The sequence below is a fragment of the Streptomyces lanatus genome, from assembly GCF_014655715.1.
Taxonomy (GTDB): Bacteria; Actinomycetota; Actinomycetes; order Streptomycetales; family Streptomycetaceae; genus Streptomyces; species Streptomyces lanatus.
The window spans coordinates 256,009-273,015 of sequence record NZ_BNBM01000007.1 but is presented as its reverse complement, the minus strand read 5'-3'; the positions used below and the strand labels follow the sequence as shown (position 1 = coordinate 273,015).

Genomic DNA, 17,007 nt, shown 5'->3' with positions numbered 1-17,007 from the left:
GACCGAGTCCGATTCTGGAACCTCTTGATCTTGAATTGATATACGGTATCTAGCATGCATATACGCCGGGTCTCCTTCGACCACCCCGACGCCGTCAAGCTCAACGACCAGGTACAGGCCGAGTACGCCGTCCGCTACGGCGACGACGGCGACGCCACGCCCCTCGCCACGGCGGACTTCGAGCCCCCGAACGGCCTGTACCTCATCGCGTACGACGAGCTGGGCGTCCCCGTCGCCTCCGGCGGCTGGCGGGCCCAGGACGACAACGGTGAGGGCAACCAGGACGGCGACGCCGAGCTCAAGCGCATGTATGTCGTCGACGCGATGCGCGGGCGTGGCCTGGCGAGACGCGTCCTGGCCGCGCTGGAGGAGGACGCGCGGGCGGCGGGGCGCGTCCGCATGGTGCTGGAGACCGGCGCCAATCAGCCGGAGGCGGTGGCGCTGTATACGTCCAGCGGGTACGAGCCGTGCGGGAAGTTCGGCTACTACCGCTTCCACGAGCTGAGCCTGTGTTACGCCAAGGCGCTGTGAGGGTCAGTTCACCGTGACACCGGTGCGGCCGTCGACGCGGTTGTTGACGCGGTACACGTCCCGCACACAGAGGTTGAGGAGGACGGCGGCGACGACCAGGGCGGCGCACGCCACCAGCACCGTCCGGTCGCCCCATGTGCCGACCGCGAGTGCGGTGAGCAGATAGCCGAGCGGGATCGCCAGCCGCTCCCCGACGCTGTTGAAGGCGCTCATGCGCCCCAACTCCCCCTCCGGCACATGCTGCTGGAAGGCGGTCGTCCAGGTGACGATCGCCACGTCCAGCCCGACACCGGCGAGCACCGTGGCCAACAGCACCCAGGGCAGCGGCAGTCCCCACCCCAGAGCGAGCAGCGGCCCCGCGAGGGGCACACCGCCCACCACGGCCACCGTCAGCAGCCGGTACGGCCGCCACCGCAGGCACACCACCGTCCCGGCCAGCAGCCCCGCCGCGAACGCCCCCTGGATCAGCCCCCAGTCACGCGCCCCCGCGTACTCCCGCGCCGCGACGACGGGCCCCAGCAGCTGGAACCCGGCCAGCCACGCGGCGACGAGGACCGTCCCGGCGGCCGTGTAGGTCCACAGCCAGGTCCGCGACCAGAAGCCCGCCCAGCCCTCCCGCAGATCGCTCAGCGCACTGGTGACGGACACGGGCGCGTCCAAGCGCAGCCCGAGCAGCAGGGCGGCGGCGACGGCGAAGGTGAGCGCGTCCCAGGCCAGCGCCCAGGCCGGACCGCTGACCGCGACGACGACTCCGCCGACGGCGGGGCCGAGCACCTTCACGGCGTGGGTCGGCAGCCTGAGCAGGGCGTTGGCCTGCTGCAAGTGCTCCGTGGGCACGATCTGGGCGATGGCGCCCTGGGTGGCGGGCACGGTGAAGGCCACGGCCGTACCCGAGACGAAGCCGCAGACCGCGATGGTGACGGTCGTCGCATGACCGGTGGCGACGACGGCCGCGAGGGCCCCCTGGGCGACGGCCGCCAGCCCATTGCCGAGGAAGAGCAGCCGGCTGCGCGACATCCGGTCCGCGAGCACCCCGCCCACGAGGAGGAACACGACGGTCGGCACGGTGTTCGTGGCGAGCACCACACCCAGGGCGCCCGCTCCCCCGCCCTGTTCGATGACGGAATAGGCGAGCGCGAGAGGCGCCATCGCGGATCCGGTGGCGGAGATGAGGCTCGCGGCCAGGAACCGCCGGAAGGGCACGATCCGTAACACCGCAGACCGCGCTGACAACCGGCTCAACCCCCTGGGAACAACAGAAATCCCGCCCGATCAACCGATCGGACGGGATCTCGCCAACTTCCCAAGTTTCCTTGGGAGGTCGTTGCTGTGGACCTGAGGGGATTTGAACCCCTGGCCCCCTCGATGCGAACGAGGTGCGCTACCGGACTGCGCCACAGGCCCTTGCAACGAGTGAAACTTTAGCACCCCGATCGGGCTGCTCGGAAATCCGTTGCTGGTCGGCCACCTGCCCCGGCCGGCGCGGGCTACTCGTTGGCCGCGCGCGGCCGCTCGCCGTCCTCGTACTGGTCGAACAGCGGCGTACGGCCCCGCTCACGTGCCCGGCGGGCGGAGGCGGCGCGCCGGCGGGCGTCGCTGCGGCCGTCCTCGTCGGCCTTGTCCTCGCCCCTGTCGTCGCCGTGCGCCGCCCGGCCCGGTTCCGCGTCCCGGCCGCCGGCTTCCGCGCCCGTCTCCCGGTCCCGGCCGACGGTGCTCGACCGGGCCGAGCTCCAGGCGTCCGGCGCCCCGAGGTCGACGTCGCCGGAGGCACGCGGGGCGACCGGCGCGGTGACGTACGTCGGCAGCGGTACCGGGACCGGGTCCCAGCTGTCGCCGTGGCCGGGCCGCCGCTGCCGCTCGCGCTGCTGGTCGACCCACTCGGCGTGATCGGTCTGCTCGACGAGGGCGCGCCGGTCCGCGGCTAGGGCGGACAGTCCGGTGTCGGTGCCTGGTTCGGGCCTTTCGTCGGACTCGTCGGCGCCGGGTCCGGCGTCGGCGCCGCCGCGTCGACGGGACTGGCGGGCGTGCTCGCGCAGCCGCTGCGCGGCGGCCTCGGCGCGTCGCCGGTCCATCTGGTAGGCGAACCGACGGCGCTCCTGGGATCTCAGGTACGCGATGTACCCGCTGAGCAGCACGGCCGGGACGCCGGGCGCCCAGAGGAACGCGAGCCCGCCGACGGCGGCGACGATCGCGCCGCAGGTGAAGGCGAGGAAGAGGACGACGGTCGTACGCCTGCGGCGCGCGAGCACCTTCGTGCGCCGGGCCCGCGCTGCGGCCGCCTCGTCCACGGGGGCACGGCGGGCCGCCGGCACCCGCTTGCGCGGCTTGCCCGGCGCCTGGCCGGAACCCGGCTCGGCGCTCGGTCCACCGGTGCGCTCGGGGGCCGGCCTGGCCCCCGGTTCACGGGCGGATTCGCGCGCCGGCTCCGGGCGCCCGGATGTCTGCGCCTGGGCCGTCGCCTGGGTCTGTGGACGGGTCGGGGGTACGGCGAAGGCCCGGACGTCCACCGATTCGGTGACACCGCCCGGGTCATGGGCGCTGGGCTCCCCCTCCTCGGTGGAGCGCGCGCGCAGGTCCTTGGCGTACCGGCGCTCCATCCCCGCCCGTCCGGACAGCAACCGGATGGCTGTGCTGAAGCGTTCCGTCGGACGGGCCTCGTTCAGCTCGTCCTGCCTACGGAGCCACATCGGCACCAAGTAGGCGGCCCAGGCCCCGACAATGACTGCGTAGATGAGGCCGCTGCTGCTCACGCCTCACACGGTAGAGGGGTTTGCGTGAGGCCATCTGCCAATTGAGCCGGTGTGTCGCACGATCTGGCTGATATTTCGAACTTTTTTTGTGACCGATGCGATCAGCAGCCCACCGAGGGCGCGAATTTAATGCCCCGAGGCGGTCATCCGGCGATCAATTTCGAACACTTATTCAATTTCCTGGGCTATGCGGGATTCCCCTGCGTGTTCTGCGGCTTCGAGTGCGGCGTCTGCTGAGAGCGTGCCCGCTGCCACCGGCCCAGCAACCCTTCCGGGACCTCTTCCGCCGTGAGCGCGAAGACGAGATGGTCGCGCCAGGCTCCGTCGATGTGGAGATATCGCGGACGCAGCCCCTCCTCACGGAATCCGAGTTTCTCCACGACCCGTCGGCTCGGCCCGTTCTCGGGGCGAATGCAGACCTCGATGCGGTGCAGACCGACGGTCCGGAAACAGTGGTCCACGACGAGGGCCACGGCCGTCGGCATCACCCCGCGGCCCGCCACCGCCTCGTCCACCCAGTAACCGATATGCCCCGAGCACATCGAGCCCCAGGTGATCCCGGCCACGGTCAACTGCCCGACCAGCCGCCCCTGGTACTCGATGACGAACGGCAGCATCCGGCCCGCGTTCGCCTCGGAACGCAAGTGCCGGACCATCTGACGGTAGGTCGGCCGGTGCGCGATCGGCCCGCTCGGCGTGGGCGGCGGAATCGTCGCCTCCCACGGGCGCAGCCAGTCCCGGTTGCGCCGGTTGACCTCGCGCCAGGCCCGTTGGTCGCGCATCTTTATCGGCCGGAGGACGATGTCGCCGTCCCCCAGCACGACGGGCCAGGATGGGCTGTTCAGCTCGCACCCCCGCTGCTGGGTCTGGGGTGGTCGCCGCCGCGGATCTGGTCGACGGCGTGGATCAGCAGGGGTTCCAGGACGGCCAGACCGTCCTTCACTCCGCCGCTGGAACCGGGCAGGTTGATGATCAAGGTGCTCCCCGCCACTCCGGCCAGGCCCCGGGACAGCGCCGCGGTCGGCACCTTGTCCCGGCCGAACGCCCGGATGGCCTCCGCGATGCCCGGCACCTCGAAGTCGATCACCGCGCGGGTCGCCTCGGGGGTGCGGTCGGTGGGCGAGATGCCGGTGCCGCCGGTGGTGACGATGACGTCGTACCCGGCGTCGACACCGGCGCGCAGGGCGGCGGTGACCGGGTCGCCGTCGGGCACGATCTGCGGGCCCTCCACGTCGAAGCCGAAGCCCTTGAGGCCGTGCGCGACCAGCGGGCCGCCCTTGTCCTCGTAGACCCCGGCGGCGGCCCGGTTGGAGGCCGTGACCACGAGTGCGCGATACGTCATGCCCGGCTCCAGTCGCCCGACTTGCCGCCCGTCTTCTCCTCCACCCGTACGTCCGTGATGACCGCTCCCTTGTCGACCGCCTTCACCATGTCGATCACGGTGAGCGCGGCGACGGAGACCGCGGTGAGGGCCTCCATCTCGACGCCCGTGCGGTCCGTGGTCTTCACGGTGGCCAGGATCTCCACTGCGTCGTCCGCGACCGACAGGTCAAGTTTCACACCCGACACCGACAACGGGTGACAGAGCGGGATCAGGTCAGGGGTGCGCTTGGCGCCCATGATCCCGGCGATCCGCGCGGTGGCCAGCGCGTCGCCCTTGGGGACACCCTCGCCGCGCAGCAGCTCGACCACGCGGGGCGAGACGAGGACGCGGCCACTGGCACGGGCCGTGCGCGCGGTCACGTCCTTCTCCGACACATCGACCATGCGGGCCGCGCCCGCGTCGTCGATGTGCGTGAGGCGGTCCTGGGTGGGTGGGTCCTGCGTGCTCATGCTCTGTGGCGCTCCCGGTCCGGGCCCGTCGCGGTGCGGCGCACGGGCCTGCTGTGCGCGACACGGTACCGCCAACCTGGGCCTCTCAGCCGAGCAGGACCACCTCGACCTCGGCGCCGGGCTCGACGCTCTCGGTGTCCTCGGGGACGACGATCAGCGCGTCCGCGTGCGCGAGGGCGGCGATCAGATGGGATCCGGCGCCCCCGACCGGCCGGACCTCGCCGTCGGCGTACTTCCCGCGCAGGAACTGTCTGCGCCCCTTCGGGGAGGTCAGCGCCTCGTCCGCGGTCAGGGTCGCGGTCATACGGGGCCGGTGGACGTCCTCCAGGCCCATCAGCGTACGGATCGCGGGGCGCACGAAGATCTCGAAGGAGACGTACGACGACACCGGGTTGCCCGGCAGGGCGAGCAGCGGGGTGTGGTCGGGGCCGATGGAGCCGAAGCCCTGGGGCTTGCCGGGCTGCATGGCGAGCTTGCGGAAGTCGATGCCGCCACCCTCCTCGTCCTCGTCGCCGACGTGGGAGAGGGCTTCCTTGACGACGTCGTACGCCCCGACGCTGACGCCGCCCGTGGTGACCATGAGGTCGGCGCGCACCAGCTGGTCCTCGATGGTGGAGCGGAGCGTCTCGGCGTCGTCGGCGACGGCGCCCACGCGGTAGGCGATGGCGCCGGCGTCGCGGGCGGCCGCGGTGAGGGCGAAGCTGTTGGAGTCGTAGATCTGGCCCTCGGCCAGATCCTCGTCGGGCTGGACGAGTTCGCTGCCCGTGGACATCACGACCACGCGCGGGCGCGGGCGGACGCGTACCGTGCCGCGGCCGATGGCGGCGAGCAGGGCGATCTGGGACGGCCCGAGGACGGTGCCGGCTTCGAGCGCCTTGTCGCCCGCCTGGACGTCGCTGCCCTTCGCGCGGACATGCGCGCGTGCCTCGGCGGGCCGGTGGACATGCACCTGGCCCTGCGCGCCCTCGGGGGCGAGGCTGCGGGCGCGCATCCCGCTGACCGGGCCCTCGCCGAGGCCTCCGTCGGTCCATTCCACCGGGACGACGGTCTCGGCGCCGGGCGGCAGCGGGGCCCCAGTCATGATGCGGGCGGCCTGGCCGGGGCCCACCTGGGGGGCGTCGGCCTGGCCCGCCGCGACATCGCCGACGACTTCGAGCACCGCCGGGAACTCCTCGCTGGCGCCCGCGACATCCGCGACCCGTACCGCGTACCCGTCCATGGAGCTGTTGTCGAACGGCGGCAGGGAGACCTGCACCGTGACGTCGTCGACCAGGACGCAGCCCTGGGCGTCGAGGAGTTGCAGCTCGATGGGTTCGAGGGGGCGGACGGTCGTGAGGATGTCCTCCAGGTGTTCGTCCACCGACCAGAGGTGGTCCTGGCCGGTGTGGCGGGGCGCGGCGGTGCTCAATTCGCTACATCTCCTCGGCTACGTAACTGCGAAGCCAGGTCCGGAAGTCCGGGCCCAGGTCTTCACGTTCGCATGCGAGTCTGACAATGGCACGCAGGTAGTCGCCGCGGTCGCCGGTGTCATAGCGGCGGCCCTTGAAGACGACGCCATGCACCGGGCCGCCGACCTTCTCGTCCTGGGAGAGCTGCTGGAGGGCGTCGGTGAGCTGGATCTCGCCGCCGCGGCCCGGCTCGGTCTTGCGCAGTATGTCGAAGACGGCCGGGTCGAGGACATAGCGGCCGATGATGGCGTAGTTCGACGGGGCGTCGGCCGCGGCCGGCTTCTCGACGAGGTCGTGCACCTTGACCACGTCGCCGTCCTCGGTGGGGTCCACGGCCGCACAGCCGTAGAGGTGGATCTGCTCGGGCGCGACCTCCATGAGCGCGATGACGCTGCCGCCGCGCTGCTCCTGCACCTCGACCATCCGCTTGAGCAGCGGGTCGCGCGGGTCGATCAGGTCGTCGCCGAGGAGGACGGCGAAGGGCTCGTGGCCGACGTGCGGCGCGGCGCACAGGACGGCGTGGCCGAGGCCCTTGGGGTCGCCCTGGCGGACGTAGTGCATGGTGGCGAGGTCGCTGGACTCCTGCACCTTCGCGAGCCGGTCGGCGTCGCCCTTCTTCTGAAGGGCCGATTCCAGCTCGTAGTTGCGGTCGAAGTGGTCCTCGAGGGGGCGCTTGTTGCGGCCGGTGATCATGAGGACGTCGTCGAGGCCGGCGGAGACGGCCTCTTCGACCACGTACTGGATAGCCGGCTTGTCGACGACCGGCAGCATCTCCTTGGGAGTGGCTTTGGTGGCCGGCAGGAAGCGGGTGCCGAGACCCGCTGCGGGGATGACAGCCTTGCTGATCCGAGGGTGGGACTGAGTCATGCCCGCCACCTTATCCGGTGCCTTTGTAGGGAATCTGAGGCTCCGGTTATTTGGCTCTCTTATGAGCACAATTGGGAAGGGAACGGGAGCGACCATGGGTCACGCCGGACGTGCGGCCGAGCCTGACAAGCGAACGTTGCGGCGAGAGCTCCTGGCGGTGAGAGCCAGGTTGCCACAGGGTGACGTGCGGGCATCCGGGGCCGCGTTGGCCGAGCGGGCCCTTGAGCTGCCCGAACTGGCGGGGGCGCGCACGGTGGCCGCGTATGTCTCCGTGGGGAGTGAACCCGGCACGCTCGCGCTGCTGGACGCGCTGCGCGCGCGGGGCGTGCGGGTGCTGCTTCCGGCGCTCCTGCCCGACAACGACCTCGACTGGGGCGCGTACTCCGGTCCTGACTCCCTCGCCCGCGTCCAACACGGCGGAAAGATGGCCCTCTTCGAGCCCACCGGCGAGCGTCTCGGCCCGGACGCGGTGACCGGCGCCGACGTGGTGCTGCTGCCGGGTCTGGCGGTCGACGCGCGCGGGATGCGGCTGGGGCGCGGCGGGGGGTCGTACGACCGCGTCCTCGCCCGGCTGGAACGCGCGGGCGCCCATCCCTCACTGGTGGTGCTGCTGTACGACTCCGAGGTCGTCGAGCGCGTTCCCGGGGAGCCGCACGACCGGCCGGTGCACGCGGTGGTGACGCCGTCGGGGGTGCGGCGGTTCGGCTGACGCAGCGGTTCGGCTGACGCGCGAGAGGCCGCCACGCGTGCGTGGCGGCCTCTCGCATCAGGAGCCCGGGGTCAGGGCCTGAGCACCAGGGTGTCGCTGGTGCTGCCGTCGACCGCCTTGTCCGAGAAGGACCAGTCGAGCAGTTCGCCGTCGGCCCACTTGTCCGTCTGGTCGGTGTAGTGGGCGTTGTAGGCGTGCCCGGAGGCGCCGGTGAGGTTGATCCACTTCGACTTGTCGAGGTCGCCGAGGTTGACCACCATGCGCATCGACGGCACCCAGACGACGCCGTAGCCGCCGGCCGCGTTCCAGCCGCTGGCATTGACTGTCGCCTCGCCGCCGCTGAGCTTCCAGGGGCCGCGGTTGAGGGCGTACTGGAGGAAACCGGGGCCTTCGGTGCCGAGGGTCTGGTTCTTCAGGAACAGGCGGTGCAGCCGGCCCCAGCTCCAGGTGTCCATGTCCTTGCCGAGCTTGGCGGTCAGCTCCCAGCGGGCGTCGATCATGGCGCGCTTGAACAGCTCGTCGCGGTTGTTGGCCGCGGGGCGGGTGCCCGACCTCGGCGTCGTCCACCAGTCGCTGTCCTCGTCGTCCATGAGGGTGCGTACGACCTCGAACCACCGGTCGCCGCCGTCCGGCTGCGCCTGGTCCGCCTCGCGCTCACCGCACTCGCGGACCTTCTCCGTACGGTCCGCGGGGCCGGTGGTGTTGACGGGGTCGACCCACAGGCACTGGTCCTCGACCCGCAGCTCCTTGGGCAGCTTGTTGCCGAAAGCGAGCTTGAGGATGTTGCGCCAGACCGCGTTGAAGTAGGCGGCCGCCGCCGAGTCGGCGTCCTGGGTGTAGTCCCAGCCCTCCAGGAGCTCCTGTGCCTCCCGGATGGCCTCCGGGTGCCGGACGTCCTTGTTGTTGATGTCGATCTTCAGCAGCTTGGGCACCAGCAGCCTGGCGATCTCGCTGCTGTTGTCGAGCTGCATCTGGCGCATGTCCTCGGTGGAGATCTTGCCGCCGTCGTCGATCTTCGACTGGATCAGATCGGTGATGCGCTGGCTGCGGGCGCCGTAGCCCCAGTCCGTGGTGAGCGTGAAGGGATAGTCCGTCTTGGCTTTGTCGATCACGGCCTGGTTGGCGGTGACGATGTAGCCGCGCTTCGGGTTGTACTCGTACGGCAGCGCGTCGTCGGGGATGTAGCCGGTCCAGCGGGACCTGCTGTCCCAGCCCGGCGCCGGGACGGAGCCGTCGTAGCCCTGCGCGCGCGTGGGGATCTTTCCGGGCAGCGTGTAACCGATGTTGTCGTCGGTGTCGGCGTAGATCAGGTTCTGCGAGGGCACGTCGAACAGGGCGGCCGCGGCGCGGAAGCCGGTCCAGTCCTTCGCCTTGTCCATGGCGAAGACGGCGTCCATGGTGGTGCCCGCGTCGAGGCCGGTCCAGCGCAGCGCGATGCCGTAGCCGTCGCCGCGGTCGGGGGCGGCGCTGTCGACGGTGGCCTTCCTGCCGACCTTCACCAGTTCGCTGCTGCGGTCGGACAGCAGGGGGCCGTTCTCGGTCTCGCGGACGACGATCTTCTTGGAGGTGCCGCCGGCGACCTTGATGGTCTCCTCGCGCGTGGTGAAGGGCACCGTCTTGCCGTCGTACTGGTAGCCGTCGCCGGAGAGCTTCTCCAGGTAGAGGTCGGTGACGTCGACGCCGGAGTTGGTCATGCCCCAGGCGATGCTCTGGTTGTGGCCGATGACCACGCCGGGCATGCCCGCGAAGGTGTAGCCGCTGACGTCGTACTGGCACTTGCTGGAGACCGAGCGGCAGTGCAGGCCCATCTGGTACCAGACCGACGGCAGCGAGGCCGACAGGTGCGGGTCGTTGGCCAGGAGCGGCTTGCCGGTGATGGTGTACTGCCCGGAGACCACCCAGGAGTTGGAGCCGATGCCGTTGCCGTTCACGCCGACGGCCGCGGGCAGGTCGTCCAGGGCGTTCTGCAGGCCCGCCAGCTGGCTCTGCAGGCCGGAGGTGCCGGAAGCGGTGCCGGTGCCCGTACCGCCCGTGGAGGAGCCCGCGGAGGACGAGGAGGAGCCGGACTGCTCGAACGTCTTGGTGGTCGCGTCGTACTGGCCGGCCTGGACGATCGTCTTGTTCCGGCTGTACGGGTACTGCGGGTACAGGTCCTCGATCTGCTTGGGGCCGAGGCGGCTGGTCATCAGGGCGCGGTCGATCTCGTCCTGCATGTTGCCGCGCAGGTCCCAGGCCATCGCCTTCAGCCAGGCGACCGAGTCGACCGGGGTCCACTTCTGCGGCTTGTAGTCATTGGTGAAGCCGAGGGCGGCGTACTCCAGGGAGATGTCCTTGCCCTCCTTGCCGTCCAGATAGGCGTTGACGCCCTTGGCGTAGGCCTGGAGGTACTTCTTGGTGGAGGCGGACAGCGTCTTGTCGTACTCCTCCTTGGCGACCCGGTCCCAGCCGAGGGTGCGCAGGAACTCGTCGCTGTCGACCTGGCTCTTGCCGAACATCTCCGACAGCCGGCCGGAGGTCATGTGGCGGCGTACGTCCATCTCCCAGAACCGGTCCTGGGCCTGGACGTAGCCTTGCGCCATGAACAGGTCCTCGTCGGAGGAGGCGTAGATCTGCGGGATGCCGTAGCCGTCGCGCTTGACGTCGACGGGCCCGGACAGGCCCTTGAGCGTGAGCGAGCCCTTGGTCTGCGGGAACGAGGCACGGACGGTGCTGATGGACCAGTACGCCCCGCCGGCGACGCCCGCAACGACGGCCAGTACCAGCACGAGGACGAGCAGGCGGGCTCTGCGCCCCTTCTTCCTGCCGGACTTGCCGGGCTGTTGACCCGTGGAGGCGGTGGTATTGGGGGGCATCGCTGTCCTTGCTGTCCTAACGCGAGAGGCAGGCGGTCCTGGAGTGCTGGAGCAACCATAGGCGCAGGGCCCGAAGCAACTTGACGCGGAGTAGGGAACCAGCACGGACGGACGTTCGATCATGCACCCATGAGCGTCAAGAAATCGTCAAGAGTTAGGTAAGGTAACGAAGTAGTTGGGTGCGGAGAACCGCCACTTCGTGTCCTATGTACGTGAGCCCACGCGCGTGTGCGCGCGGGCCAGGGAAGGGAACGGCCGCTGACTGTCCACGACCTCAACCAGCTCCTGCTCGTCTGCTCGCTCGTCCTGCTCGTCGCCGTCGCAGCGGTCCGGATCTCCTCGCGCAGCGGGCTCCCCAGCCTGCTCGTGTACCTGGGCATCGGCGTGCTCATGGGCCAGGACGGCATCGGCGGCATCCGCTTCGACGACGCCGAGCTGACGCAGGTCATCGGCTATGCGGCGCTGGTCGTGATCCTGGCCGAGGGTGGTCTGGGCACGAAGTGGAAGGAGGTCAGGCCGGCCCTTCCGGCCGCCTCCGCGCTGGCACTGGCCGGGGTCACGGTGAGCGTCGGGGTCACGGCGACCGCGGCGCACTTCCTGGTCGGCCTGGAGTGGCGGCAGGCGCTGATCATCGGGGCGGTCGTCTCCTCCACGGACGCCGCGGCGGTGTTCTCGGTGCTGCGCAAGATCCCGCTCCCCTCACGCGTGACGGGCACCCTGGAGGCGGAGTCCGGCTTCAACGACGCCCCTGTGGTGATCCTGGTGGTCGCCTTCTCCGAGGCCGGTCCGGTCCCGCACTGGTATGTGCTGGCCGGCGAGATAGCGCAGGAGCTGGCCATCGGCGCCGCCATCGGCCTCGCGGTCGGCTGGCTGGGTGCCTGGGGCCTCAGACATGTGGCGCTGCCCGCCTCCGGCCTCTACCCGATCGCCGTCATGGCCATCGCCGTCACCGCCTACGCGGCCGGCGCCATGGCGCACGGCAGCGGCTTCCTCGCCGTGTATCTCGCCTCGATGGTGCTGGGCAACGCGAGGCTGCCGCACTGGCCCGCCACGCGCGGGTTCGCCGACGGGCTCGGCTGGATCGCCCAGATCGGCATGTTCGTCCTGCTCGGCCTGCTGGTCACCCCGCACGAGCTGGGCGACGACATCCTGCCCGCGCTCGTCATCGGCCTGGTGCTGACCATGGTGGCGCGGCCCCTGGGCGTCATCGCCTGCCTGGTGCCGTTCCGCGTGCCCTGGCGGGAGCAGGCCCTGATGTCCTGGGCCGGGCTGCGCGGCGCCGTGCCCATCATCCTGGCGACGATCCCCATGGTGAGCGGCGTCGAGGGCAGCGAGACCATCTTCAACATCGTCTTCGTCCTGGTCGTCGTCTACACCCTGATCCAGGGCCCGACCCTGCCGTGGCTCGCCCGCAAGCTGGACCTCGGCCAGGGGCAGCAGGCCGCCGACCTCGGCATCGAGTCGGCGCCCCTGGAGCGGCTGCGCGGGCATCTGCTGTCCTTCGCGATCCCCGAGGGCTCCAAGATGCACGGCGTCGAGATCAATGAGCTGCGGCTGCCCGCCGGGGCCGCCGTCACCCTTGTCGTCCGCGATGGAAAATCGTTCGTTCCGATGCCCACGACGGTGCTGCGACGCGGGGACGAACTGCTCGTCGTCGCCACGGACCCGGTGCGCGACGCCGCCGAGCACCGGCTGCGCGCGGTGGGCTCCGGGGGCAAGCTGGCCGGGTGGCTGGGGACGAACGGGGCCGCGAAGTGATCACAGGCAAAGTGATCGCAGGCGAAGTGCTCCGTGGTGCTCATTTTCACAAGGTCAATGGACCCTGCTCCCTGTACTATGCAGGCGTAACCCCAGATCGAACCAACTCTGCCTGACGCAGAGCTGGCGCGACCGTATGGCGGCCGGGACGTCCTTCCTCATGTGGGCGCCGGTATCTACCGCAGTTCCGCGCAAGAGGACAGCTCTCGGCGCCGCCCCCGACCCCATGGGGCCGCGCTACCAGGTGGCAGAAAGGCACGGGCCGTGGCATCCACGGTCACCCCCGAGCGCCCCGGATACGGACAGCTGCTGCGCACCCGCGGCGCCTGGACGTTCCTGCTCCCCGGCTTCGCGGCACGCCAGCCGTTCGCGATGCTGACCATCTCCATCGTGCTGCTGGTCCAGCACACCACCGGCTCCTACGGTGCGGCGGGCGCCGCCGCGGCCGTCACCGGCGTCTCCATGGCGCTGTTCGCGCCCTACAGCGGCCGTCTCGCCGACCGCTACGGGCAGCGCGCCGTCCTCGTCCCCGGCGTCCTGGTGCACGTCCTCTCCGGTCTGACCCTGACGGCTCTCGCGCTGGCGGGGGCTCCCCTGTGGGCACTGTTCGCGGCGGCCGTGCCGACCGGCGCCTCGGTCCCGCAGATCGGTCCCATGGTGCGGGCCCGCTGGGGCGTGAAGCTCCAGGACTCGCCCCTGATGCCGACGGCGGCCGCCTTCGAGTCGGTCACCGACGAGCTGACCTTCGTCGTCGGCCCGCTGCTCGCCACCGCCCTGTGCACCGCCGTCGACCCGGCCGCGGGCCTGGTGACGGAGGCCGCGCTGACGCTGCTCGGCGGTCTGCTGTTCGCCGCGCAGAAGAGCACCCAGCCCTCGGTCACGGCCGCCGGGCACGCACGCGTGGAGCACGCTTCGGCGCTGCGCGTCCCCGGGGTGCGCGTGCTGATCGTGACCTTCCTCGGCATCGGCTCCGTCTTCGGCGGCATGCAGGTCTCGCTGGCCGCGTTCACCGAGTCGATCGGCGAACCGGGGCTCAACGGCGTCCTCTACGGCACCTTCGCCGCGGGCAACATGCTCTCCGGCATCGTCTGCGGCGCGATCGCCTGGAAGGTGGCCCCGCAGCGCCGCCTCCTCGTCGGCTACGCCGCCCTCGCGCTGGCCGCGTCCGGACTGTGGGCCGCGCACTCGGTGCTCGTCCTGGCCGGCCTCGGCCTGCTCGTCGGCATGTGCATCGCGCCCGCGCTGATCACCGGCTACACGCTGGTCGAGGACCTGGTCCCGGCCGGTGCCCGCACCGAGGCCTTCACCTGGCTCACGGGTGCGGTCGCGCTCGGGCAGGCCGCGGCCGTGACGGTCGCGGGTCAGTTGGAGGACCGCCTGTGGGGCGGCGCCGGGTTCCTGGTGCCGATGGGCGGCACACTGCTCGCGCTCGCGACCCTGGTGGCACTGCGTTCCCGGCTCGCGACGCGGCCCCGTGGCCGTACGGTCGCACGTGGCGTGGGTCACCGAGTTCCGGTGGCAGTGGACTGAGCGGCTGGAATACGTCACTATGGACCGTCGTTAGCACTCATCGAGTGAGAGTGCCAGGAGGAAGACAGTGCCGACCTACCAGTACCAGTGCACCGAGTGCGGCGAGGGCCTCGAGGCGGTGCAGAAGTTCACCGACGACGCCCTGACCGAGTGCCCCAACTGCCAGGGCCGCCTCAAGAAGGTGTTCTCCGCGGTCGGCATCGTCTTCAAGGGCTCCGGCTTCTACCGCAACGACAGCCGCGGCTCCTCGTCGAGCAGCTCCCCGGCGTCGTCGAAGTCGTCGACCTCCTCCTCGTCCGACTCGTCGTCGACGTCGTCCTCGTCGTCCTCGTCCTCGGACTCGAAGGCGTCGAGCACCGGCACCTCCTCCAGCAGCTCCGCCGCGTAACGCACATCCATTACGGGACCCTGTCGTCGTACGGCGCCGGGGTCCTCGGCGTTTCCGGGTGCGGTTAGGGTGCGGACATGGCGAACAAGGCGAACGTCGAACTCGGCGTGATCGGCGGATCCGGCTTCTACTCGTTCCTCGACGATGTGACCGAGATACAGGTGGACACCCCTTACGGGCCGCCCAGCGACTCCCTCTTCCTCGGCGAGATCGCCGGCCGACGGGTCGCCTTCCTGCCCCGGCACGGCCGCGGCCACCATCTGCCGCCGCACCGGATCAACTACCGCGCCAACCTGTGGGCGCTGCGTTCGCTCGGGGCGCGCCAGGTCCTCGGGCCGTGCGCGGTGGGCGGTCTGCGGCCCGAGTACGGGCCGGGCACACTGCTGGTGCCGGACCAGCTCGTGGACCGCACCAAGTCCCGGGTGGGGACGTACTTCGACGGACTTCCGCTGCCCGACGGCACCGTGCCGAACGTCGTGCATGTCTCGCTGGCCGACCCCTACTGCCCCACCGGGCGCGCCGCCGCGCTGAAGGCCGCGCGTGGACGGGACTGGGATGCCGTGGACGGCGGCACGCTGGTCGTCGTCGAGGGACCCCGCTTCTCGACCCGTGCCGAATCGTTGTGGCACCAGGCGCAGGGCTGGTCGGTGGTGGGCATGACCGGCCATCCCGAGGCGGCGCTGGCCCGTGAACTGGAGCTCTGCTACACGTCGTTGACCCTGGTCACCGACCTGGACGCGGGCGCCGAGACCGGTGAGGGCGTCTCCCACGACGAGGTGCTGCGGGTGTTCGCGGCGAATGTGGACCGGCTGCGGGGGGTTCTCTTCGACGCGGTGGCGGCGTTGCCGGTGAATGAGGAGCGGGACTGTTTGTGCGCGGGGGCGCTGGGTGGGATGGATCCGGGGTTCGTGTTGCCGTAGGGCGTTGGGGGGGCTCGGGGCGGTGACCGGGCTGTGATGGGGCGGATGGCGGGGCCGGCGACGGTGGCTGTGACGGTGGCGGCGGTTGCGGCGGCGGTGGCGGTGGCGGAACTCATCGTTCGGGTGGGGGAGTTTTCCACAACCGGTCGGTAGTCCACGGGGTCCGGCGGGCGGCGGCGAGATGGGTGATCGTGGACCCGCAAGCCGTTCCGTCGTCCGTCGTCCGTCGTCGCAGGTGGTGGTCCCCGTGTCCGTTGCTCCTTCGCTCCCTTCCTCCTCTTCCCCTCGCCCTCCCCTGCCGCTGGGCACCGATGCCCCGGCCACCTGCGAGGTGCCGCACTTCGCCCCGGTACGGGTGCGCGGCGGGCGGTATCGAGGACGCCGGCTGGTACGGCACCGCAGGCGGGCCGTGGCGGCGGGGCTCGCCGTGACCGCGGCGGCCCTCGTGGCGGCGGGCCCTCGGGAGACCGACCGGGCGCGTGGCCGTCCGGTGGCGGAGCCGCTGCGCCAACACCGGGCCGTCGAGCGGGTGTCCGCGCCGGTGCGGATCGCCGACGGGGCGACCGTACGGCTGCTGCGGCCGGGCGACCGGGTCGATGTGATCGCCGCGGAGGACACCGCGACGGGCGGTGACGCCCAGGTGGTCGCGCGCGGGGCGCGGGTGTCGAAGGTGCCGGAGCCGCTGGACGCCCTGGGTGAGAGCGGGGCGCTGGTCGTGCTGTCGGTGCCGCGTTCCACGGCGGCGCGCTTGGCGGGCGCGAGCGCCACGGCACGGCTTGCGGTGACGCTGTGCTGAGCCCGGTCCTGCCCCGGCCGCTGTCAAGTCGCTCGATGGAGGGGTCCGATTGGACAGGATGGCCGAGCGCTGACGTAGGTTGCGGAGCGGTCTGTTCCACAAGCTGTGTGTGCGAGGGGTGGCTCCGAAGTGAGCGAGAAGAAGGATCCGAGCCTCTGGGAGGGCTTCAAGGCCTTCCTGATGCGCGGGAACGTCGTCGATCTGGCGGTCGCGGTGGTCATCGGTGCCGCCTTCACCAACATCGTCAACGCGGTGGTGAAGGGGATCATCAATCCGCTGGTCGGAGCGATCGGCACCAAGAACCTCGATCACTACAGCTCGTGCCTGAGCTCGACGTGCGAGGGCGACCAGGGCATCCAGATCCTGTGGGGCTCGGTGCTCGGCGCGGCCCTCAGCTTCGTGATCACGGCGGCCGTCGTGTACTTCCTGATGGTGCTGCCCATGGCGAAGTACCTGGCTCGCGTGGAGGCCCGCCGCAAGGCGAAGGAGAGCACGCACGAGGTCATCGAGGTGACCGAGCTGGAGGTGCTCAAGGAGATCCGCGACGCGCTGGTCGCCCAGCGCGGCTCGGGGCACAACCAGAGTTAGCGCGGCGAGCGCGACCAGGTCGGCTGCGGCTCCGGCT

The 17,007-nt window shown here is 70.9% G+C and carries 16 protein-coding genes and 1 tRNA gene; 8 read left to right on the top strand and 9 right to left on the bottom strand.

The window, feature by feature from the left end; genetic code table 11:
• The first annotated feature begins 54 nt into the window (after positions 1-54).
• Complete coding sequence (locus tag IE325_RS20905; protein ID WP_190071484.1) at positions 55-531, top strand: GNAT family N-acetyltransferase; 477 nt, start codon at positions 55-57, stop codon at positions 529-531.
• Between the two features lie 3 nt (positions 532-534).
• Here the strand turns inward: IE325_RS20905 and IE325_RS20900 are convergent, their stop codons facing one another.
• The 8 genes from IE325_RS20900 to galU form a co-directional block, all read right to left on the bottom strand.
• The gene (locus tag IE325_RS20900) at positions 535-1,737 is read right to left on the bottom strand and encodes an MFS transporter (protein ID WP_190071661.1); all 1,203 of its coding nucleotides are present in this window, start codon (positions 1,735-1,737) and stop codon (positions 535-537) included.
• Between the two features lie 124 nt (positions 1,738-1,861).
• Positions 1,862-1,935 (bottom strand) — tRNA-Ala (locus tag IE325_RS20895).
• Positions 1,936-2,018: 83 nt separating this feature from the next.
• On the bottom strand, positions 2,019-3,281 hold the full coding sequence (gene sepX, locus IE325_RS20890; protein ID WP_190071483.1) for a divisome protein SepX/GlpR: 1,263 nt from the start codon (positions 3,279-3,281) through the stop codon (positions 2,019-2,021).
• A gap of 185 nt (positions 3,282-3,466) precedes the next feature.
• A complete protein-coding gene (locus IE325_RS20885; RefSeq protein WP_190071482.1) occupies positions 3,467-4,102 on the bottom strand; it encodes a GNAT family N-acetyltransferase in 636 nt (211 codons plus the stop codon).
• Between the two features lie 20 nt (positions 4,103-4,122).
• Positions 4,123-4,623: a MogA/MoaB family molybdenum cofactor biosynthesis protein gene (locus IE325_RS20880; protein ID WP_190071481.1), complete on the bottom strand. Its 501-nt coding sequence runs from the start codon at positions 4,621-4,623 to the stop codon at positions 4,123-4,125.
• Complete coding sequence (gene moaC, locus IE325_RS20875; RefSeq protein ID WP_190071480.1) at positions 4,620-5,114, bottom strand: cyclic pyranopterin monophosphate synthase MoaC; 495 nt, start codon at positions 5,112-5,114, stop codon at positions 4,620-4,622. Before moaC ends, IE325_RS20880 begins: the two co-directional genes overlap by 4 nt.
• A gap of 85 nt (positions 5,115-5,199) precedes the next feature.
• Complete coding sequence (glp, locus tag IE325_RS20870) at positions 5,200-6,522, bottom strand: molybdotransferase-like divisome protein Glp (RefSeq protein WP_190071479.1); 1,323 nt, start codon at positions 6,520-6,522, stop codon at positions 5,200-5,202.
• Positions 6,523-6,526: 4 nt separating this feature from the next.
• Complete coding sequence (gene galU / locus IE325_RS20865) at positions 6,527-7,429, bottom strand: UTP--glucose-1-phosphate uridylyltransferase GalU (RefSeq protein ID WP_190071478.1); 903 nt, start codon at positions 7,427-7,429, stop codon at positions 6,527-6,529.
• A gap of 94 nt (positions 7,430-7,523) precedes the next feature.
• Between galU and IE325_RS20860 the strand changes: the two genes are divergently transcribed.
• Entirely contained in the window at positions 7,524-8,138 is a 615-nt protein-coding gene (locus IE325_RS20860) for a 5-formyltetrahydrofolate cyclo-ligase (protein ID WP_190071477.1), read from the top strand.
• Between the two features lie 71 nt (positions 8,139-8,209).
• Here IE325_RS20860 and IE325_RS20855 read toward each other — a convergent pair whose 3' ends face one another.
• The gene (locus IE325_RS20855; protein ID WP_190071476.1) at positions 8,210-10,990 is read right to left on the bottom strand and encodes a penicillin acylase family protein; all 2,781 of its coding nucleotides are present in this window, start codon (positions 10,988-10,990) and stop codon (positions 8,210-8,212) included.
• A gap of 228 nt (positions 10,991-11,218) precedes the next feature.
• Between IE325_RS20855 and IE325_RS20850 the strand changes: the two genes are divergently transcribed.
• The 6 genes from IE325_RS20850 to mscL all read left to right on the top strand — a co-directional run bounded on the left by IE325_RS20850 (position 11,219) and on the right by mscL (position 16,970).
• Positions 11,219-12,748 carry a potassium/proton antiporter gene (locus tag IE325_RS20850; RefSeq protein WP_190071475.1) on the top strand — a complete coding sequence of 510 codons (1,530 nt, stop codon included), beginning with the start codon at positions 11,219-11,221 and terminating at the stop codon, positions 12,746-12,748.
• A 264-nt stretch (positions 12,749-13,012) separates the two neighbouring features.
• Complete coding sequence (locus tag IE325_RS20845) at positions 13,013-14,278, top strand: MFS transporter (RefSeq protein ID WP_190071474.1); 1,266 nt, start codon at positions 13,013-13,015, stop codon at positions 14,276-14,278.
• A gap of 67 nt (positions 14,279-14,345) precedes the next feature.
• Entirely contained in the window at positions 14,346-14,666 is a 321-nt protein-coding gene (locus IE325_RS20840) for an FmdB family zinc ribbon protein (protein WP_190071473.1), read from the top strand.
• A gap of 77 nt (positions 14,667-14,743) precedes the next feature.
• Complete coding sequence (locus tag IE325_RS20835) at positions 14,744-15,586, top strand: S-methyl-5'-thioadenosine phosphorylase (protein ID WP_190071472.1); 843 nt, start codon at positions 14,744-14,746, stop codon at positions 15,584-15,586.
• A 247-nt stretch (positions 15,587-15,833) separates the two neighbouring features.
• A complete protein-coding gene (locus IE325_RS20830) occupies positions 15,834-16,382 on the top strand; it encodes a hypothetical protein (RefSeq protein WP_190071471.1) in 549 nt (182 codons plus the stop codon).
• A 129-nt stretch (positions 16,383-16,511) separates the two neighbouring features.
• Positions 16,512-16,970, top strand: coding sequence for a large conductance mechanosensitive channel protein MscL (gene mscL, locus IE325_RS20825; protein WP_190071470.1), 459 nt, complete (start codon positions 16,512-16,514; stop codon positions 16,968-16,970).
• Positions 16,971-17,007: the final 37 nt, after the last annotated feature.